The organism is Aliterella sp. E5.1, assembly GCF_057473825.1.
In genome coordinates, this window is sequence record NZ_JBYCCV010000074.1 from 1 (window position 1) to 19,576 (window position 19,576).

At 41.1% G+C, this 19,576-nt stretch carries 17 protein-coding genes and 2 pseudogenes; 10 read left to right on the plus strand and 9 right to left on the minus strand.

The window, feature by feature from the left end:
* Positions 1 to 140: 140 nt before the first annotated feature.
* The 4 genes from AC2VE5_RS18590 to AC2VE5_RS18605 all read left to right on the plus strand — a co-directional run bounded on the left by AC2VE5_RS18590 (position 141) and on the right by AC2VE5_RS18605 (position 4,403).
* A complete protein-coding gene (locus AC2VE5_RS18590) occupies positions 141 to 1,787 on the plus strand; it encodes a DUF3352 domain-containing protein (protein ID WP_486889198.1) in 1,647 nt (548 codons plus the stop codon).
* Positions 1,788 to 1,898: 111 nt separating this feature from the next.
* On the plus strand, positions 1,899 to 2,333 hold the full coding sequence (mscL, locus tag AC2VE5_RS18595) for a large conductance mechanosensitive channel protein MscL (protein WP_486889199.1): 435 nt from the start codon (positions 1,899 to 1,901) through the stop codon (positions 2,331 to 2,333).
* Positions 2,334 to 2,530: 197 nt separating this feature from the next.
* Entirely contained in the window at positions 2,531 to 3,448 is a 918-nt protein-coding gene (locus AC2VE5_RS18600; protein WP_486889210.1) for a class I SAM-dependent methyltransferase, read from the plus strand.
* Between the two features lie 37 nt (positions 3,449 to 3,485).
* Positions 3,486 to 4,403, plus strand: a complete 918-nt coding sequence (locus AC2VE5_RS18605) for a cation diffusion facilitator family transporter (protein ID WP_486889200.1) — start codon at positions 3,486 to 3,488, stop codon at positions 4,401 to 4,403.
* Here AC2VE5_RS18605 and AC2VE5_RS18610 read toward each other — a convergent pair.
* Positions 4,400 to 5,014, minus strand: coding sequence for an alpha/beta hydrolase (locus AC2VE5_RS18610; RefSeq protein ID WP_486889211.1), 615 nt, complete (start codon positions 5,012 to 5,014; stop codon positions 4,400 to 4,402). The genes AC2VE5_RS18605 and AC2VE5_RS18610 overlap by 4 nt on opposite strands.
* 240 nt (positions 5,015 to 5,254) lie before the next feature.
* Between AC2VE5_RS18610 and purH the strand changes: the two genes are divergently transcribed.
* Positions 5,255 to 6,793 (plus strand): bifunctional phosphoribosylaminoimidazolecarboxamide formyltransferase/IMP cyclohydrolase, encoded by a 1,539-nt coding sequence (purH, locus tag AC2VE5_RS18615; RefSeq protein ID WP_486889201.1) that lies wholly within the window; start codon positions 5,255 to 5,257, stop codon positions 6,791 to 6,793.
* A gap of 7 nt (positions 6,794 to 6,800) precedes the next feature.
* On the opposite strand, the gene AC2VE5_RS18620 is transcribed toward purH, so the two are convergent.
* Positions 6,801 to 7,415, minus strand: a complete 615-nt coding sequence (locus AC2VE5_RS18620) for a hypothetical protein (RefSeq protein WP_486889202.1) — start codon at positions 7,413 to 7,415, stop codon at positions 6,801 to 6,803.
* A 134-nt stretch (positions 7,416 to 7,549) separates the two neighbouring features.
* Here AC2VE5_RS18620 and AC2VE5_RS18625 point away from each other — a divergent pair, with 134 nt between their 5' ends.
* A complete protein-coding gene (locus tag AC2VE5_RS18625; protein WP_486889203.1) occupies positions 7,550 to 7,753 on the plus strand; it encodes a hypothetical protein in 204 nt (67 codons plus the stop codon).
* A gap of 114 nt (positions 7,754 to 7,867) precedes the next feature.
* Positions 7,868 to 8,437 carry a HEAT repeat domain-containing protein gene (locus tag AC2VE5_RS18630; protein ID WP_486889212.1) on the plus strand — a complete coding sequence of 190 codons (570 nt, stop codon included), beginning with the start codon at positions 7,868 to 7,870 and terminating at the stop codon, positions 8,435 to 8,437.
* A 122-nt stretch (positions 8,438 to 8,559) separates the two neighbouring features.
* Here the strand turns inward: AC2VE5_RS18630 and AC2VE5_RS18635 are convergent, their stop codons facing one another.
* Positions 8,560 to 9,051 carry a DUF1622 domain-containing protein gene (locus tag AC2VE5_RS18635; RefSeq protein WP_486889204.1) on the minus strand — a complete coding sequence of 164 codons (492 nt, stop codon included), beginning with the start codon at positions 9,049 to 9,051 and terminating at the stop codon, positions 8,560 to 8,562.
* A gap of 115 nt (positions 9,052 to 9,166) precedes the next feature.
* Here AC2VE5_RS18635 and AC2VE5_RS18640 point away from each other — a divergent pair.
* Positions 9,167 to 12,946: pseudogene (locus tag AC2VE5_RS18640) on the plus strand (class I SAM-dependent DNA methyltransferase).
* Positions 12,947 to 13,107: 161 nt separating this feature from the next.
* On the opposite strand, the gene AC2VE5_RS18645 reads toward AC2VE5_RS18640, so the two are convergent.
* The 4 genes from AC2VE5_RS18645 to AC2VE5_RS18660 are packed head-to-tail and all read right to left on the minus strand — an operon-like array spanning position 13,108 to position 16,021.
* Entirely contained in the window at positions 13,108 to 13,314 is a 207-nt protein-coding gene (locus tag AC2VE5_RS18645) for a DUF6887 family protein (protein ID WP_486889205.1), read from the minus strand.
* Positions 13,304 to 13,549 carry a DUF6888 family protein gene (locus tag AC2VE5_RS18650; protein WP_486889206.1) on the minus strand — a complete coding sequence of 82 codons (246 nt, stop codon included), beginning with the start codon at positions 13,547 to 13,549 and terminating at the stop codon, positions 13,304 to 13,306. The genes AC2VE5_RS18645 and AC2VE5_RS18650 overlap by 11 nt, the downstream gene beginning before the upstream one ends.
* Positions 13,550 to 13,566: 17 nt before the next feature.
* Positions 13,567 to 14,553 (minus strand): GTP 3',8-cyclase MoaA, encoded by a 987-nt coding sequence (gene moaA, locus AC2VE5_RS18655; RefSeq protein WP_486889207.1) that lies wholly within the window; start codon positions 14,551 to 14,553, stop codon positions 13,567 to 13,569.
* Between the two features lie 40 nt (positions 14,554 to 14,593).
* Positions 14,594 to 16,021: an MFS transporter gene (locus tag AC2VE5_RS18660; protein WP_486889213.1), complete on the minus strand. Its 1,428-nt coding sequence runs from the start codon at positions 16,019 to 16,021 to the stop codon at positions 14,594 to 14,596.
* A 170-nt stretch (positions 16,022 to 16,191) separates the two neighbouring features.
* Here AC2VE5_RS18660 and cbiD point away from each other — a divergent pair, with 170 nt between their 5' ends.
* Positions 16,192 to 17,304 (plus strand): cobalt-precorrin-5B (C(1))-methyltransferase CbiD, encoded by a 1,113-nt coding sequence (cbiD, locus tag AC2VE5_RS18665; RefSeq protein WP_486889208.1) that lies wholly within the window; start codon positions 16,192 to 16,194, stop codon positions 17,302 to 17,304.
* A gap of 135 nt (positions 17,305 to 17,439) precedes the next feature.
* On the plus strand, positions 17,440 to 19,044 hold the full coding sequence (gene guaA, locus AC2VE5_RS18670) for a glutamine-hydrolyzing GMP synthase (RefSeq protein ID WP_486889209.1): 1,605 nt from the start codon (positions 17,440 to 17,442) through the stop codon (positions 19,042 to 19,044).
* A 9-nt stretch (positions 19,045 to 19,053) separates the two neighbouring features.
* Here guaA and AC2VE5_RS18675 read toward each other — a convergent pair.
* Together AC2VE5_RS18675 and AC2VE5_RS18680 are read right to left on the minus strand one after the other, a co-directional pair.
* A pseudogene (locus AC2VE5_RS18675) lies at positions 19,054 to 19,449 on the minus strand (CheB methylesterase domain-containing protein); the annotation flags it as partial.
* Positions 19,450 to 19,456: 7 nt separating this feature from the next.
* Positions 19,457 to 19,576, minus strand: a 120-nt coding sequence (locus tag AC2VE5_RS18680) for an IS1 family transposase (protein ID WP_486889214.1), incomplete at its 5' end; no start/stop codon positions are given.

Below are 19,576 nucleotides of genomic sequence, written 5' to 3' on the forward strand. Positions count from 1 at the left end.
CAACATCGTTACTAGATGATGAAGGCATCGGCTGATGAAGTGGGAAGCTCCGAGGACGAATAAAACCGTCCCTGAATTGAGCTTGGTTGGAAGCCCCAACCTCGCAAAGCAGGTTGGGGTACTTCACTCGGTCAATAAAAATGTCAGGAAAAAAATCAAATCTGTTATTTCCCGCCCTAGCTGCGGCTGTCGTTGTAGCAAGTGGTGTAGCTGCTTACGTTTATTTTCGTGGCGGTGGTGATAGTACAAGTCCGCTTGCTAGTGCCAAAATTGTCCCAGATGAGGCAATAATTGCAAGTTTTATTTCTCCCGATTCTCAAGCTTGGGCGCAGTTGCAAAAGTTTGGGACAAAACAAGCCCAAGACTTGGTAAACAAAGGCTTACAAGACTTTAACAAACAAGCGTTGGCTGAATCTAACATCGATTACGAAAAAGACTTAAAACCTTGGGTTGGTGGTGTAATGGTTGCTGTTTTGCCTCCAAACTCTACAAAACCAGCCCAAACAACACCAGAATCTTTTAACGTGTTGATGGTAGTAAAAATCAAAGATAAAGTTAGTGCTTTAAATTTTGCTAACAAGTTAAAAGAGCGCAAAAACGTCAAAAACACGGAGACAGAGTACAAAGGACAAAAAATTACTGAAAGTATTGAAGGTCAAAGCGAACCAGTTTATAGCAGCGTCCTCAATAATGAGTATGTAGTAGTTGCGCCCGAAAAAGTTGGTGTAGAAAAAGCTATTGATACCTTCAAAGGTGAACCATCTTTTGCCACTAAAGAAGGTGCAAATAGTCTTTTAGCTAAAGGTATAGATTTAACTAACCCAATTGCTCAAGTTTACCTGCCAGATTATGGCGCGGTAGTCGAACAACTGGTTGCCAATAGCCCTAATGCCTCGCAAATTCCCCCCGAAACTTTAGCGCAATTAAAACAAGTTAAATCCGTAATTGCGGGTGTGGGAGTAGACAATGATGGACTGCGGTTGAAAGTTCTGGCTGATGTCGATCCGCAGTTGCTAAAAAATCAGTATCAAGCATCTTCAGGCAAATTAGTAGAAGTTTTACCCGCCGAAACAATTGCTTTAGTCACTGGTGCGGGAATTAGCAAAAGTTGGACTGCTTTTAACCAGCAAGCCAAAAATCTTCCCCAAGTAAGCTTAGGTTTAGATTTAGCTAAAGCGCAATTGCAAAACTACAATTTAGACTTAGACAAAGACATTTTTGGCTGGATGGATGGGGAATTTGCAATAGCTGCAATTTCTTCCAAACAAGGACTACTCGCACCAGTCGGATTTGGCGGCGCATTATTAATTGATACTACAAACCGTCCTACCGCCGAAGCTACGCTAAGCAAGTTGGACAATATTGCTAAAACGGCTTCCGTAAGCGTAGCACCTAGAAGCATTACCAATACTCAGGTAACTGAATGGCAAATACCAGGTCAAGGCGCATTATTAGGACATGGATGGTTAGATAAAGATACTGTATTTATCGCTTTTGGCGGACCAATTGCCGATGCGATCGCAACTAAGCCAAGTCAATTTCTAACTAGCAGCGATAATTTCAAGGCGGCTACAAGTTCTTTGCCTAAATCAAATGCTGGATACTTTTATTTAGATATGGATAAGACGGTAGCGCTAATTAACGCCAACGCCCAAGCAAATACAATTACCCCAGAAACCAAAGCTATTTTAGCTTCCATTCGCGGTATTGCCATGAGCGCCAGCAGCCCTAATAACTCTACTAGCCAAGTTGAAATGTTGTTAGCCTTGAAGCCCAGCAGCAAATAAACGAGCTATAGAAATTAGCATCACGGGTATTAATTTATTGCGATCACGTCAGAGGTAAAAAAAAAGCCTGTATAATCCGCCTGATTAAACAATAATAAAAACTAAAACCTGATGACCCGTGTTACAAGTGGATTTATAGCTGATTTTCGCAAATTTTTGATGCGTGGCAATGTAATCGATCTAGCTGTTGCTGTAATTATCGGCGCGGCGTTCGGTAAGATTGTTACTTCTTTAGTGGAAGATATTATTACTCCGCTAATTTTAACCCCAGCATTGAGGGCTGCTAAGGTTGAAGACTTGCAGCTTTTATCGATCAATGGCATCAAATACGGCGTATTTCTAGCCGCAATCATCAACTTTCTAGTAATTTCTTTCTGCATCTTCTTGCTCATTCGGGCTTTTGAAAAGGCTCAAAGAAAATTCGTCCGTAGTGGAGAAGCCGCCGCCGCCGAAGCCGCTTCCCCCGATCCTACCGTTATTGCTCAAGAAAGATTGACTAGCGCCTTAGACAAACTAACGACAACAATAGAATCTCGGCAAGTTTGATAATTGTTTGGTTTAGATTCTGCTGGTTTTAAGGCAAATAGGAGTAAAAATCTGTGCTAGTTGCTTTGATAAATCATTTAGGAGTACGAGTATAATTTTTGCTATCGGTCTCTGATGTCGCCCAAGTCATCAGGATTTTTTTGCAAACAAGCTCTAATGCTTGCAAAATAAGAACAGATAATTTAGCAACTTTTATGATGACGGCTACTGTAAATAATAATTCGGGATTAGCTTCGCGTTTGGTAAATGGGTTGCTGGCAATTAAACCCTTGGCAAATCTCGCCAAACATCAAGCCAGACAAATGATGATTAAACGAGCAGAAAAAATTGGCGTACCTTGGACAAAAAGAGTGCAAGAATTAAAAGCACGCAATTGGGAAACTGACTTTGCCCAAGTTCAAAATCCGCAACTTGCCTATCCAGATTACTATCTCAAATCTTTCCACGCTTACGAACAAGGGAATCTCAATTGGGAAGCAGCCTTAGAAGTAGAAGTTGCAGCAATCGCCGTTCATGCCGGGATTTGGTCTGGTTCTGGGGCAAAAGGCGATCGCCTTTTACGTTCTAGCTATCATGAAATTATTACTAGCCAAATTTCCCCTAACCCCCAAACTATTCTCGACTTGGGTTGTAGTGTCGGGATGAGTAGCTTTGCTTTGCAAGAAGTTTACCCCAATGCAGCAATTACGGGGTTAGATTTATCTCCTTACTTTCTCGCTGTTGCCAAATATTCGTCTCTTGAGCGCAATAGTTCTATAAACTGGCTTCACGCCACTGCTGAAGCCACAACTTTAGCTGCTAATTCCTTTGATTTGGTTTCTAGTTTTTTGATGTTTCATGAATTACCCCAATCGGCAACTAAGCAGATATTTCAAGAGGCTGGGCGGGTATTACAGCCGGGTGGGTATTTGACAATTATGGATATGAACCCCAAGTCGGAAATCTATGCAAAAATGCCGCCTTACATTTTGACTTTGCTCAAAAGTACCGAGCCATATTTAGACGATTATTTTAGTTTAGATATTGAAAGCGCCTTAGTTGCCGCCGGATTTACCACGCCAACAATAGTTAGCAATACGCCTCGCCATCGCACCATAATTGCGCGTAAATTGTAGATAATGCGATCGCATTGACTACAGTTAGACTATTGCCATGAGTCACAAATCTGCTCGTTCTTATGCTATCCTCTCGATTGTCGCCGCGATCGCAACTATTACTCTAAAGTTTGGCGCTTACCTGCTTACCAATTCTGTAAGTTTATTTTCCGACGCAGCCGAATCAGTTGTAAACTTAGTCGCCGCCGTTTTTGCAGTGTGGGCGCTGTCTCTAGCTGCCCAGCCACCAGATGAGGAACACACTTTTGGGCATTCCAAAGCTGAATATTTTTCTAGTGGCTTAGAAGGGGCGTTAATCTTAATTGCTGCTTTAAGTATTGGTGTAGCTGCCCTAGATAGATTAATCCATCCCCAACCTATCCAAAAAGTTGACTCAGGGTTAATTCTTTCGCTCATCGCCGCCGCAATTAATGGGGGAGTAGCATTTATTTTATTGCGGGCGGGAAAACGTTTAAGATCGATTACACTCCGAGCAGACGCGCATCATTTGCTTACAGATGTCTGGACTTCTGTGGGGGTAGTAGTTGGTTTATTGCTGGTGCAATTAACAGGTAAGCTATTTTTAGATCCAATCATTGCGATAATTGTCGCCGCCAATATAGTTTGGGCAGGTTTTAGACTACTAAAAGAGACTGGGTATGGAATATTAGATACTGCTTTACCTTTAGCTGAGCAAAAAATTATTACAGATTTACTAGCACCTTATTACGATCGCCAAGGGATATTATTTCATGCTATGCGATCGCGCGTCGCAGGTTCGCGCCGCTTCGTCTCTTTCCACATCCTTGTACCTGGAGATTGGACGGTGCAGCGCGGACACGATTTATCTGAAGAAATTGAACTTGCAATCAGTAGAGCTTTACCCAGCACTAACATCATCACTCATTTGGAACCTTTAGAAGACCCCTTATCGTGGCAAGATCAAGGCTTAGATCGCTTTCCCGATAACAGCTAAGCAGGTTTTTGTGCCATGATAAAATTGCGGATTAAAGCAATAACTTCTGGGCGAATTTCATGTCCCATATCAAATTCTTGATACTGTACCTTTGCGCCCATAGATTGCAAACTATCTCGCGCTTTTTGGGCTGCACTTAAGGGAACTACCGAATCTTGTCTACCGTGTACTAGCAAAATCGGCGCAATTGCGCTACTTGGTAATTCTGTAACCGGATGCAAATAACCGCTTAACGCCACCAAACCCGCCAACGGTAAATGCAAGCCTACGTCCAAAGTCATCGCCGCACCTTGGGAAAAGCCACTTAAAATTGTCCCAGACAAAGGAACACCCGTATCTGTTGCCAACGATTGCAGCCAATCTTTTAGTAATTCCTTGCTTTCAAAATAACCTTGATTATTTTGCTGAAAATCGTACCAAGCTTTACCACCTGCTACATGAGGATGAGCAAAAGGCGCATCTGGCAAAATAAACTGATAATCGGGCAAATTCAAAAAAGGCACAACGGAAGCTAAATCTTTAGCATTAGCACCCCAGCCGTGCAAGACTACAACTAATCCTGTAGGTTCTTTACCTGTAGTTGGGGGTACATTAATAACTTGTAATGACAGAGACTTTCTCCTAGTATAAAAATTCTCTTAATTTATTAGACTTCGTAAATATTAGCTAAAAATGCCCAATGGATTTATTGAAAAATCATCCTAGCCAGCTTAGGGTTAAAACCCGTTTGCTTATAACTAAAATCGGCTTAAGCCGACTAAATAAAACTTTTGCACGAAGTCTATTGCAATAATAACCAATTCTTAGCGCCTCATATCCTTAAACTTAGCAATTAGGAAAACTTTGTATCTATGGCACGTCTAGCACTTCTCAGCGTATCTGACAAAACCGGACTTATTGACTTTGCCCGGACATTGAGAGACGAATTTAGTTTTGATATTATCAGCAGTGGTGGAACCGCCAAAGCCTTACTAGCTGAGGGAATCCCCGTTACCAAAGTTGCTGATTATACGGGTTCTCCAGAAATATTAGGCGGGCGAGTCAAAACTCTACATCCTCGGATTCACGGCGGTATTTTGGCGCGGCGAGATGTACCTCAAGACTTAGCAGACTTAGAAAATAATCAAATTCGCCCCATCGATCTAGTTGTAGTAAATTTATACCCTTTTGAGCAAACGATCGCACTACCAGACGTAACTCTACCTGAAGCCATCGAACAAATTGATATTGGCGGACCTACTTTAATTCGCGCCTCTGCCAAAAACTACGCTCATGTTACCGTTCTTAGCAATCCTACTAGCTACAATTCTTACTTGGAACAATTGCGCCAAAATCAAGGCGAAGTATCGTTAGAATTTCGGTTACAGTGCGCTCAAAAAGCATTTTTGCATACCGCAGGCTATGACAGTGCGATAGCGCAAGCGCTGACTGGTCAGTTCGCGTCTTATCTAACTGAAGAAAGCTTTACGCTTACAGGGAAAACCTTGCAACCTCTGCGTTACGGTGAAAATCCCCATCAATCCGCCGCTTGGTATCAAACAGGCGATACTCCTACAGGTTGGGCGACAGCAACTATATTGCAAGGTAAAGAACTTAGTTATAACAATTTAGTCGATTTAGAAGCAGCAGAGCGTATAGTTAGCGAATTTACCGATACACCCGCCGCCGTAATTATCAAGCATACCAATCCTTGCGGGGTAGCGTTGGCAGATAGTTTAGAAGAAGCTTATAACAAAGCTTTCAACGCTGATTCTGTGTCAGCTTTTGGGGGAATTGTAGCGTTAAATCGTCCTATAGATGTAGCTACAGCTACCGCCCTAACTCAAACTTTTTTAGAATGCGTAGTTGCGCCCGATATTGAAGCTCAAGCAAAAGAAATTATTGCAGCAAAGTCTAAACTTAGAGTTTTACTTTTGCCTGATAACACCAGTATTAAGCAGACAGTAAAAGTAATTGCTGGCGGCTTTTTAGTTCAAGATGCGGACAATGACATTGCCGATTCTAGCACTTGGCAAGTAGTAAGCGATCGCCAACCAAGCCCTACAGAACTCGCCGAATTAGTTTTTGCTTGGAATGTTTGCAAGCACGTCAAATCAAATGCAATTGTAGTAACAGGAAACCGTACTACTAAAGGCATTGGCGCGGGACAAATGAACCGTGTCGGCTCTGTAAAAATTGCCTTAGAACAGGCTGGAGAAGCCGCTAAGGGTGGCTTTCTTGCCAGCGATGGCTTTTTTCCCTTCGATGACTCTGTAAGAGCCGCCGCTGCCGCCGGGATAAATGCGATCGTCCAGCCAGGGGGAAGTATGCGCGACGGGGATTCTATCAAAGCCGCTAATGAACTGGGGCTAATTATGGTGTTTACTGGGATTCGGCACTTTTTGCATTAAACCTCGGTTAGGGTTGCAAAATATTAACCAGAATGCGAACCAGGCTCTCCAAATCGTCAGGAACTCGGTAAAGTGTGAGTCCTTGCTGAATTTGCTTTTGCTCTCGGTGTAGAACGCCAAACTGCCATATATTCCCAGTAGAGACGGCTCCTTGGAGTATAGGTTGTTCTGAGTCTGTCCATTTATCGAGAGCAATTAGCTCTACAGCCAACTGAGTAAAACCTTTAGCTAAATCGGCGTTTTTTGCTTCAATTACCAGTAATCTGCCTATAGAGTAAAGGTAATAATCAAGAGAGCCTTTGAGTTGTTCTGTCACAACAAGCGGGTACTCGATACGGAGTTGGGCGCGGGTGTAATGAACTACATCTAACAACAGAGGCGCAATCAGTAATTCTCGGCGGGCGGCTTCGCTTGTGAGACTAATGTAGGGTAAGCTTTCTTCAATTCGAGATTTAAGGTTTTCTAGCCGATCTAAGTCTAAATTAGACTGAGGCAAAGATAAAATCTGACGTTTGAGCGTGTAACCAAATTCTGCCAAAATGTCCTCTGGCTCGTAAGACATTTCAAAGTATTGCCTAAAAGTATAAGACTGTCCGGGTTGCAGGATAGTAGGTTTAGGCATAAAGTATTTAACTGAAAGTCTATTTTTAATTATAAAGTTGAACTTATAAATATTTAACAAAAGCTACCTATAATAATCTCAGGATATTCAATTAACTGAGAATATAATTGGTAATAAGCTTTTATATATTTTCTATGCAATTAATTAAAAGAACAACCTTAATTTATCAGCAAGGTAGTTCCGATAAAATCTATGAAATAGATCTATGTCAAATAGGCGATCGCTTTGTAGTCAACTTCCGCTACGGAAAGCGCGGTAATACGTTAAAAGAAGGCGCTAAAACTATTCAACCTGTAGCCCAAAACGAAGCCCAAAAAGTATTTGATAAATTAGTTTAAACCCAACTTTAAAAAGGCTACCATGAGCAAAATAATAGGTCAACAAATCAAACAGCAACTCCAGTAATAACTCCACCACAAATAGCAATTAATAACTACGCTCGACAGGCACAAATTCTCAATTGTTTAGCTAGTAGAAACCGCAGCAAATGGAATTTAGATCGGGCAATTTGGCGGGCTGGAGAATTAAAAATAAGAGAAGCTACGCCGCTACTAATTCAATTAATTGGTACGGGCGAACCATTACGAGATTATTGCATAGCTTGGGCTTTGGGATGGTGTGGCGATAGGAATGCGATCGCACCTCTAACTCAGCTTACTAATAATCCCGCCGAATTTGTCCAGCGCATCGCCTGGGAAGCCTTATACAAGCTATCAGATAGCCAAGCGCGGGAGCAAATGAAAGTTCAAAAAATTGCTCACCTACCCCCAGAGTTACGGGACTTAGCGCAACAAGGGACAGCAGAAGCATTTGCGATCGCACTCAAAAATTATTTGAATACAAGCGATCGTCAACGTTTTGCAGTATTAGAGACAATTTATCAAATAAATAATGATAATGTGCGCCCTGCACTGCTAGATACTATCTGCGCAGCACCCTTTAAACCCAGCTATTTCCAACGTCTGCGCCACATCTTTAGAATGGCTGAGTACCGCCACGATGGGCGAGACCGCTTGAGTTGATCGATCTAGTCCTGAGAGGTTTACGAAGGGGCAAACAACTAATAATTGCTATGTCACAGACGTTATACTTAGCGTCTGTTATTTTTTAGGATTTTCTTATGCAAAACCGTTAGTTATTTAACCTAATTGCGTTCTTGCTCTAAGCGACTGCTCTGTTCTCCCTGCCTAATTTCTTGCTCCAAAAAGTAGTTGAGTAAAGTTCTTAGTAGCACAATTGCTCCCAAGTTCAAAATATCTCGGCGCGTAGGTGCTACGGCGGTGCGGAGAATATCACTAGCAACAGCAAATTCTAGCCCCAGGGTAAGCACTCGTCCCAATTTTAGACGGATCGATTCGGTAGAATCATAATGCTGCTTGGAACGAGAAAATAACTGGCGCAAATAGCTAGTAATTCCGCGTAAAACTGCACTGCCAACAACTAATGCCGCCGCAATTTCTGCACCTACCGCTAAGTAGCCAACTAGCACCTTAAGCCCTAATTCTAAGGGGTTACTTGCTTCCTTCGGAATGTTAGGCGATTCGGCACTCAAACTCAAAAGTAGAACTAGACCAAAAATTAGTGATATTGGCAGCAGAATAGTAACTAAAGAATCGCGCAATCGCTCTTGTTTCATTGTTAGGAATAGCTTTTTCTAGATGTATTAATACAACGCCGGAGAAAGTACAGCCAATTTAGTAACAATTAGGCATACTAGAGTAAATCTATTGGGTACTCATAGCCGAGTTTTCATGACAGACAAAAAATTACAGCCAAGAAAAGCATTAAATAAAGCATTCCTTAAGGTTAAGCCAATCAGGGAGAATATTGAAACTTTTAAAGACAACTTGATTAAACTATGTGACCAAATTAATGAAGCTGAATCAGAGGAATTTCATAAAAATCTTGTTTCTGATTTTTTAAAGAACACCTATTATAGCTCAAGTTATTTTATCAATACTAAAGGGCGCAATGACCTTGTTATTCATAATGGCAAAGATGCTACAACCAGTGTTGGTGTAATTTTAGAAGCCAAGAAACCAACCAATAAAGGCGAGATGCTGAAGGTTGACAATTTAAACACTAAGGCTTTTCAGGAATTAGTTTTATATTTTTTGCGGGAAAGAATTACAGGCAATAATCTTGAAATTAGATATATAGTTGCAACTAATATTTACGAGTGGTTTATTTTTGATGCAACGGTTTTTGAACAGATGTTTGTTCAAAACAAAGCATTGGTAAAGCAATTCACTGATTTTGAAGCAGGGAGACTGAGTAGTACAAAAACTGAATTTTTCTATAAACAAATTGCTGAAAGAGCGATCGCAGAGATCGAAAATGAGATCGAGTTTACTCATTTTGATATCCGCGAATATGACGGGTTTTTGAGGAATAGTGACGAGGAAGGCGATCGCGAACTGATTGCGTTATTTAAGCTATTTTCCCCAGAACATTTATTGAAATTGCCCTTTGCTAACGATAGCAACAGACTAGATAAGGCTTTTTATAGCGAGTTATTGTATATTATCGGCTTGACGGAAACAAAGGAAGGTAGTAAAAAGCTGATCGGACGCAAAAAAGAGAGCGATCGCGTTGCAGGTTCTTTGCTTGAAAATGCCATCAATCAGCTTGATAGTTTAGACAAAATTTCTCGCCTAGAAAAACCAGAACAGTTTGGAGATTCTGAAGGAGAAAGACTTTTTAATGTTGGTTTAGAGTTAGTAATCACTTGGATAAACCGTGTTCTTTTCCTTAAATTACTAGAAGCTCAATTAATTAAATATCATAAAGGCGATCAATCTTTTGCTTTTTTAAGCTTGACAAAAGTACAAAACTATGGTGATATTAACAGACTTTTTTTTGACGTACTAGCTCGCAAGCAGAGCGATCGCAATGCAAGTATAAAAGCCATTTTTGCCAATATTCCTTATCTTAATAGTTCGCTGTTTGAGCCAACGGATATAGAGCAATTAACTATTTTTATTAGCAATCTCAGAGATGAAAATCTGCCTATTTTTTCATCTAGTGTTTTAAAAGATAGTAATGGCAAAAGGCGACTGGGTAATCTCAATGCTTTAGAATATTTATTTGAGTTTCTCAATGCTTATGATTTTAGTAGTGAAGGTTCAGAGGAGATTCAAGAAGAAAACAAGACACTGATTAATGCTTCGGTGCTTGGTCTAATTTTTGAAAAAATTAACGGCTATAAAGATGGTTCTTTCTTTACACCGGGCTTTATTACGATGTATATGTGTCGTGAAACAATTCGTAGAGCAGTAGTACAGAAATTCAATGAAGCTAATAGCTGGGATTGTCAAAATATTGATGATTTGAATGAAAAAATTACTGATAAAAAAGCCGCCAATACCATCATTAATAGTTTAAGAACTTGCGATCCTGCGGTGGGTTCGGGGCATTTTTTAGTCTCGGCTCTTAATGAAATAATTACAATCAAAAGTGAGCTAAAAGTTCTGCTTGATAGAAGTGGTAAAACCTTAAGAGATTATCAGGTTGAAGTTGTAAATGACGAGTTAATTGTCATTGATGATGATGGAAAGCTATTTGAATACAATCCGAAAAGCAAAGAAAGTCAGCGCATACAAGAGACACTTTTTCACGAAAAGCAAACAATTATTGAAAACTGTCTATTTGGTGTCGATATTAATCCAAATTCGGTCAAAATTTGTCGTTTGCGGTTGTGGATAGAGCTTTTAAAAAAATGCTTATTATCGGGTAGAAAGTAATTGCACAGAGTTGGAGACTCTACCGAATATTGATATTAATATCAAGTGCGGTAATTCTTTAATTAGTCGGTTTGCGTTGGATGCTGATTTGAAACAAGCTTTAACTAAAAATAAACACAGTATAGATAGTTATCGCAATGCTGTGCAAACTTACCGCAATGCTGAAAATAAAGAGCAAAAGTGGGAAATGGAAAGATTAATTAAAGATATTAAAGGCAGTTTTAAGACAACGCTGCAAGGAATTGATCCAAATAAAACTAAGTTGAGAATTTTAGAAGTTGATCTTTATAACTTGGAACAACCTTTGTTATTTGAGGAAACAAAAGCCGCTAAAAAAGCACGGGAGCAAAAAATCGCTAAGTTAAGTAATGAAATTGATAAGTTAAGGGTTGAAATTGAGGATGTAGAAAGCGGTAGGCTTTATGAAAATGCTCTAGAGTGGCGGTTTGAATTTCCAGAAGTTTTGAATAATGAAGGTGATTTTGTCGGCTTTGATGTAGTAATTGGCAACCCTCCTTACATTAGACAGGAAGAAATTAAGGAATTGAAACCAATTTTGCAGCAAAATTATCAATGCTATACAGGTGTTGCTGATTTATTTATATATTTTTATGAATTAGGCTTGCATTTATTAAAAGCAAGCGGTCATTTAACTTATATATCTTCTAACAAATATTTTAGAGCAGGTTATGGTAAGAAACTACGCCAATTTTTAACAGATTCAACAACGATTCACTATTTAATTGATTTCGGTGATTTTCCAGTTTTTGAAGAAGCGATCGCCTATCCTAGCATCATTATTTTAAGTAAAATTCAATCTGATGCAAACCAAGTACAAGCTTTGTCATGGGATGAAGCGAAAACACAAAATATTGCACATTTTGCAACGGAGTTAGAGCAGGATAGTTTGACAATTTTGCAGGGAAACTTGAAATCTGACGGTTGGCGGCTAGAGTCTTTTCAAACCTTAAACTTATTAGCAAAACTGCAAAATTCTGGTACGCCGTTAGGAGAGTATATAAATAGCAGATTTTATTACGGAATTAAAACAGGTTTTAATGAAGCATTTGTTGTAGATAAAGTTACCTACAACAGATTGATTGACGAAGATACTTCTTCTACTGAAGTGTTAAAGCCTTTTTTGCGTGGTCGAGATGTTAAACGATGGCATATTGATTTTACCGAGCAATATATCATCAAAATTGAATCTTCTGAAAATAAAAAACATCCCTGGTCTGAGCGACCAGAAAAAGAGGCAGAGGAAATTTTTTCTGAAACTTATCCTGCAATTTATCAATATTTTTTGCAATTTAAAGAATCATTAATCAAGCGATGCGACCAAGGTAAATATTTTTGGGAATTACGCTCTTGTGTTTACTGGGAAGAATTTGAGCAGCCTAAAATTATCTATCCTGATATTTATGAGCATCAAAGTTTTGCCATTGATAGATTAGGTTTTTATGCAGGTAATACTTGCTACTTTATTCCAACTAATGAAATGTGGCTTTGTGGCTTTTAAACTCTCAATTAGTTGAATGGTTCTACTCAATGATTTCTAACTCTATTCGAGGTGGTTATTTAAGAGCATTTAGCGACTATATGAAGCAAATTCCTGTCTTTATGGCTACCAAACCAGAGCAAAAAAAGATAAAAACTCTTGTAGAAAAATGTTTTGATGCTAAAGGGAAAGATATTAAGGACATTGAAACTGAAATAGATCAACTGGTTTATCAACTTTACGGCTTGACAGAAGCAGAAATTAATATTGTGGAAGGAGAGACAAATTAAAGGAGATCTTAATCAAATCAGCAGATTTTAGGTGATTTTGAGAGTGTTTGTGGTGAGATGCAACGGTTGATCTCCCCCAGCCCCCCTTTTTTAAGGAGGGAGAATATGGAGAATGCTAAAATGTTGTGGAATTGTGCGATCGCAAAAAATGCGAGTCTTGTCTAGGATGTCTCTCCTTTACTACCCAATCTTTGCTTGAGTATTTCTTCCATTTCTCTAAAATCGTCTTCGGTTTTAGGAAAGGGATATTTAAGGCTGTGAGGATTTCCTCGGTTAATTAAGGATTCAATCGCATCGTCATCTTCTCGGTGAGTTGAGATATAATTTCTCAATTCTTGACGGGTCATTTTGCTAAAGTCAGGCTTCATTATTAAATCTCCATTGACCATCAGGAAAAATCAAAACCTCTAAGCTTTCAGTTATGCCAGCCAGAATAAATACTGTTTTGGTTGTCTGGTTATACCTAAATACATGGATAGGTTGATAACCATTTGAGAGCATTTGACACACTCTGACACAGGCAAGAGCCTGTTGTGTAGTCGGCGCATACACTATTGTTTCTATGATAGCAAGTACAACCATACAGCAAAAGTCATTCGCCATTCAAAAGTTGCCTCAAACTAGCCGCCGATTTGCGACATAGTGCGGTTGTAAGCGCCTGTAGTGCCAGAAACTCTGGCTTTGTAGTTGATTTCGGGTTTGAGTGCTAGTAATTCGCTGACAAGACTTCGCAAGTCCTCTAAATCTACGCCAGTCCGCAACGCTGTTTTTAAGTCTATTTGGTTGCTTTCGTTCAACAAACACGGACGCAGCCAGCCATCGGCTGATAAACGCATCCGGTTACAACGATCGCAAAAACACTCCGACATCTGACTAATAAATCCTAAAGTTCCTTTGGCGTGAGGAATTTTAAACACATCGGCGGGGCCATTACCGCTTACAAACGCTGTAGTTAAACCGTACTTGTTACTAATGCGGGTTCGTAATTGCTCTGAAGATACCCAGCCTTGCTCGTTAAATAGGCGATCGTTCCCAATAGGCATAAATTCAATAAACCGAACGTGCCACTGCTTGTCAATAGTTAAAGCCGCAAGTTCCAACACTTCGCTATCATTTACACCGGGAATTACGACTACATTTAGTTTTAAAGGATCAAATCCTACTCTATAAGCTACCTGAATCCCGTCCCATACTTTCCCCCATTGGGAGCGCCCGCGATTGCCAATAATGGCATCAAAAGTCTCAGCGTTCAACGAGTCCAAACTAATATTTACCCGGCGCAATCCCGCATCGTGCAATTGCTGCGCCATTCCAGCTAAAAGAAACCCATTAGTAGTCATGGAAAGATCTTGAGTTTGGGGGATTGCAGCAATTTTTTCTACCAAACTTACTACACCGGGACGCAACAATGGTTCGCCCCCCGTCAAGCGAAAGCGAGTAAAACCAACAGGAATGAAAACTTCTTTGATGAGAATTAGTAATTCCTCATCTGTTAATATCTGTTGTCGCAGAATATAGTTTAGCTCGTCTCCTTCCGGCATACAGTATTGACAGCGAAAATTACAACGGTCAATTAAACTAATGCGGAGATAATCAACGGTATTCATGCAGTTTTTGCTTTGGGGCGATCGCGCGTTGCTCTTATCTCTATTTTGGTGTATTTGCAATAGTTATGCTTTGCGAAGGCGATCGCGCTTTTGTATTTAGCCAATTACTGACAAGGTGCGTAACCCTTTGGCTGCGAGGTTCGGTAACAAATACTAAAGGCAATAAAGCAAATAATCGCACCCCCGCCGACAGCGCGAATAAGCCTGGTAAACCACCAATAGCGGGTATCTCACTCAAAAAGCCCCCGGCGGTGGTTCCCAAAGCTCCGCAAACCCCCGCTACCGCCGCCGCTACGGCAAAATAACTAGAAGGATGCTCTCTTGGGGCAACTTCCATTTGAATATTACTACTACATAACTCAATGGCTGCCCAAGTACCGCCCGTAAATATATGAATTAGCGGTAGCCACAACCACAAAGAAATATTATCTGCTACCGCGCCCAGCCAAAATAACGGCGTTACTCCAGCCAAAATACCTACTAATAACAGCAATGGACGATTGCCGATTCGATCTGCAATCTTACCCCACCAAATCAGCATTATTAAGTTAGCCGCAGCCGTCAAACTGCCGTAAAGCGTTGCCCAATATAAATCTAAATGCAAGTTGTCTAACAAATAGAGATTAAAAAACGGCGAACTAAGGTTAACTGCAAACGTCCACACGCCAAAGTACAACAAAAACATCAAAAAGTTAGGCGAAAAGTTACCTAAAAGTGAAAAGTTTGTTTGTTCCGTTTCTACTTTTTTAGCTGTTAGCTGGGGATTGACATCCGTCATGAAAAACTGACATCCCAGACTAATAATGCCTGCAACTACGGCTAAAAACAAAACTACCGCGTAGCCGCTAATTGTGCCACTTGGCCAAGCCGATACCGCAAATCCCAGCAGTGGTACGCCCACCAAATTAGTTAAACTAGCCGCACTGTTGCGAAACCCAAAATAACGCCCCCGCAAGCGATGGGGAACGAGTACCGCCATCCAACTGAGCCAAGCAGAGCCACCCAAAGACTCTAATATATGGGTAACTAAGACCATTCCTAGAGTCCAACTGACTAGCTGATGGAGATTACCCCCCGACCAACTAATCCAGCCAATTTCCACTACTAAAATCAACCACAATAACCGCGCGATCGCAAAAATCCACAAACAATAGTAGTGGCGGCTACTTGTGCGATCGCCTAGATAAGCGCCCAAGGGTTGCAATACATTCAACAGCATGGGAATTGATGACAGCATCCCAATTTCTACTGGGCTTGCGCCTACTTGCAGCAAAAAATTGGTCAGCAATACGCCGCCCGTAATACTTGTAAAAATAGCGGCAAACACGCCGTCAATAGTAGAAGCTTTCAGACTGGTACGAATTGCTTGTTTGCTATAAATCTGGTTTTGGCTATCGGGTAAAAGCCCCGATAATGAGGTTGCAGGGTTCTCTAGCAAATCTGAAACTGGTTGAGTAATGGTTTCCACCAAAGCTTAATTCAATAAGGGTTGAGTTTATACAAATCCGTATTGACCCGCTTTTAGGCAAATCGGCTTTGCTAATATAATTTTGGAGGATAGGCTAAAAATGCTGTACTAAACAACAGTCAGCAGAAAGAGAATCCCTAGTAGATAGATTTACTTCCAACTGGTGCAATGTGTCCTTAAGTTCGCCCCGTTCTGGTTATACTCTACCTGTTTTTGCCTGCGCCAGTGCGATCGCAGCCTTACAATGGTTGCAAAGCCGCACTAATAGCTTAACTGTATCTGTCGATCTAATTACCCCAGCGCAAACGGTCGAAATTGCGATCGAACAAGTAGCCGGATTGCAGCCAGGAACAGCTTTAGCAATTACTCGCAGCGATCCTGGCGATAACTTGGATCTTACGCGCAACACACCAATTTGGGCTTTAGTAGAATGGATGGAATCATCAACCCAGCAAATTACAATTGTGGGGGGTGAAGGGCTGGGACACAAGCTAAATGGCGATCCGGCGGTGTATAGTTATGCCCAGCAATTACTGCAAGTCAATTTGCTGCGACTTCTAGAACCAAATGAACATATCAAGTTAACAATTATTCTTCCTGAAGGTAGAGCCTTAGCCGAGCGGACATCTAACGCGGCTTTTGGGGTAGTAGAAGGGCTTTCTCTGCTCGGTACAACGGGGATTTCTCAGCCTCTAAGCGCCCCCGGACAATTAGAGGCTTGTTTAGAACAAGTGCGATTGAAAGCCAAATCTGCCGATTTATTAGTGTTTTGTATCGGCGAAAATGGCTTAGATTTAGCGCAAAAATTGGGGATTGCCCCAAGGCAATTGGTCAAAACTGCCAACTGGTTGGGATCGCTATTAGTAGAAGCTGCAAGTCAAGAAGTTAAGGCAATTTTATTGTTTGGTTATCATGGTAAGCTCGTAAAACTTGCTGGGGGAATTTTTCATACTCACCATCATTTAGCTGATGGACGGTTAGAAATTTTGACGGCTCACGCTGCCAAGTTAGGTTTACCAACACCTGTATTACAAACTGTTTTTAATAGTTCTACTACCGAATCTGCCCTGCAATATCTCCGCCAATTGGATGGGGAAACTGGGAGCAATTGGGTCAATAGGCTTTACAATGCGGTTTCTGCTGCTATCGACTTGCGCTCCACTGAATATATATTCAAGCTGACAAGTCGCCATGTTAATGTTGGTTCAGTCCTGTTTGACCGCGATCGCACTATTATTGTTAAAAGCCAAACTGCTATCGCGTTGCTCTCTCAGTTGTGTTAACTTAATAAAAATAATCCTAATACTAATAAATAAGTTTTTAAGTATCTATCTATGGGTTAGCAATTACTGGTTAGCTTTACCCAAAAATTTATCTATTTATACATCCACTACTTGAAATTAATAGGAATAAATTAGGTGGTACAGACAGAAACTTTGCCGCAAAATGAAGAATTGACGCAGTTAAATCGTCAAATCGTTGTAATTCTAGATTTTGGTTCTCAATATTCTGAGTTAATCGCCCGGAGAATTAGGGAAACTCAAGTATATTCCGAAGTGCTATCCTATCGCACCACCGCCGAACAATTGCGCCAATTAAACCCTAAAGGAATTATTCTTTCGGGTGGACCTAGTTCGGTATACACGCCAGGCGCTCCAGAGTGCGATCCCCAAATCTGGCATTTGGGTATTCCAGTATTAGGCGTATGCTATGGAATGCAACTCATGGTCAAGCAACTAGGTGGAAACGTTCTACCCGCCGACCGGAAAGAGTACGGCAAAGCCTCCTTACTAATTAACGACCCTACCGACTTACTGACAAATGTCGAAGAAGGGACAACTATGTGGATGAGTCACGGCGACTCCTGCGCTCAGTTGCCTACAGGCTTTGAAATATTAGCGCATACCGAAAATACACCCTGCGCGGCGATCGCAAATTACGAACAAAAACTCTACGGCGTACAATTCCATCCCGAAGTAGTACATTCTGTTGGGGGACTGGCTTTGATTCGCAACTTTGTTTACCATATTTGCGAGTGCGAACCAACTTGGACAACCGCCGCCTTTGTCGAAGAAGCAATTAGAGAAATTCGCGCTCAAGTGAGCGACAAGCGCGTGCTACTAGCCCTATCTGGGGGAGTAGATTCGTCAACGTTAGCTTTTTTACTCCATCAAGCCATTGGAGATCGCTTAACTTGCGTCTTTATCGACCAAGGCTTTATGCGTAAATTAGAACCAGAGCGGTTGGTTAAGCTGTTTCAAGAGCAGTTTCATATTCCTGTCGAGTATGTAAATGCGCGCGATCGCTTTTTGGCTTTGGTTGCAGGTGTTACCGATCCTGAAGAAAAGCGCCGCCGCATTGGACACGAATTTATCCAAGTATTTGAAGAAGCCTCCAAAAACCTTGGACCCTTTGATTACTTAGCTCAAGGTACGCTTTACCCAGACGTGATTGAATCGGCAGATACAAATGTCGATCCCAAAACTGGCGAACGGGTAGCAGTAAAAATTAAGAGCCATCACAATGTTGGTGGTTTACCCAAAGACTTGCGTTTCAAGCTTGTTGAGCCATTGCGCAAGCTATTTAAAGATGAAGTCCGCAAAGTTGGACGACAAATTGGCTTACCTGAAGAAATTGTATTGCGACAGCCTTTTCCAGGTCCCGGTTTAGCAATTCGGATTTTGGGAGAAATTACATCTGAACGTCTAGAAATATTGCGAGAAGCCGACCTAATCGTCCGTCAAGAAATCAACCGCCGGGGAATTTATCACGACTTTTGGCAAGCTTTTGCTGTATTACTTCCTGTGCGCAGTGTAGGAGTGATGGGCGATCAGCGCACCTACGCTTACCCGATAGTTTTACGTTTAGTAGCAAGTGAAGATGGGATGACCGCAGATTGGGCGCGGGTTCCTTACGATGTGTTAGAAGCAATATCCAACCGGATTGTCAACGAAGTTGCGGGGGTAAACCGGGTAGTTTACGATATCACCTCCAAGCCCCCCGGAACAATTGAATGGGAGTAAGGAGAATTACTACTTAGCAACTTTTTTGAGCAGCACTGAAGCGATATCTTGGACGGGCAAAACGTGCTGGACAACTCCAAGAGCGATCGCTTCAGAAGGCATTCCAAACACTATACAAGTTTTCTCATCTTGAGCAATGGTAATTCCTCCAGCTTGAGCAATAGCTTGCATTCCTGCTGCTCCATCTTTACCCATTCCGGTCAATAAAATACTCATCGCTGCTTTGCCATAAAACTTGGCAACAGACTTGAAATTGAGTGTCACAGATGGACAATGACCATCTACTGGCAAAGAAGAACCATAAATAAATCTACCTTGAGCATCCAATTCTAAATGATTCTGGTCTGGAGCAAAATAAACAATCCCTGGAGAGGGCATTTCCCCAGCTTGAGCAATTTTTACTTTGGTAGTGCTAAACAAGTAATGATGTATTGTAATAATGAACAAAATACCAAATCGCACCAATGTGATTCTCTAATGATTTGGAGAAAGACAATGTTTTTCGTACCAAACGAGACACTCTTTGTCTGAG

Coding starts and splice junctions, on each gene's coding strand:
- AC2VE5_RS18590 (WP_486889198.1), top strand. CDS start 141: ATGTCAGGAAAAAAATCAAATCTGTTATTTCCCGCCCTAGCTGCGGCT.
- mscL (WP_486889199.1), top strand. CDS start 1,899: ATGACCCGTGTTACAAGTGGATTTATAGCTGATTTTCGCAAATTTTTG.
- AC2VE5_RS18600 (WP_486889210.1), top strand. CDS start 2,531: ATGACGGCTACTGTAAATAATAATTCGGGATTAGCTTCGCGTTTGGTA.
- AC2VE5_RS18605 (WP_486889200.1), top strand. CDS start 3,486: ATGAGTCACAAATCTGCTCGTTCTTATGCTATCCTCTCGATTGTCGCC.
- purH (WP_486889201.1), top strand. CDS start 5,255: ATGGCACGTCTAGCACTTCTCAGCGTATCTGACAAAACCGGACTTATT.
- AC2VE5_RS18620 (WP_486889202.1), bottom strand. CDS start 7,415: ATGCCTAAACCTACTATCCTGCAACCCGGACAGTCTTATACTTTTAGG.
- AC2VE5_RS18625 (WP_486889203.1), top strand. CDS start 7,550: ATGCAATTAATTAAAAGAACAACCTTAATTTATCAGCAAGGTAGTTCC.
- AC2VE5_RS18635 (WP_486889204.1), bottom strand. CDS start 9,051: ATGAAACAAGAGCGATTGCGCGATTCTTTAGTTACTATTCTGCTGCCA.
- AC2VE5_RS18645 (WP_486889205.1), bottom strand. CDS start 13,314: ATGAAGCCTGACTTTAGCAAAATGACCCGTCAAGAATTGAGAAATTAT.
- AC2VE5_RS18650 (WP_486889206.1), bottom strand. CDS start 13,549: ATGGCGAATGACTTTTGCTGTATGGTTGTACTTGCTATCATAGAAACA.
- moaA (WP_486889207.1), bottom strand. CDS start 14,553: ATGAATACCGTTGATTATCTCCGCATTAGTTTAATTGACCGTTGTAAT.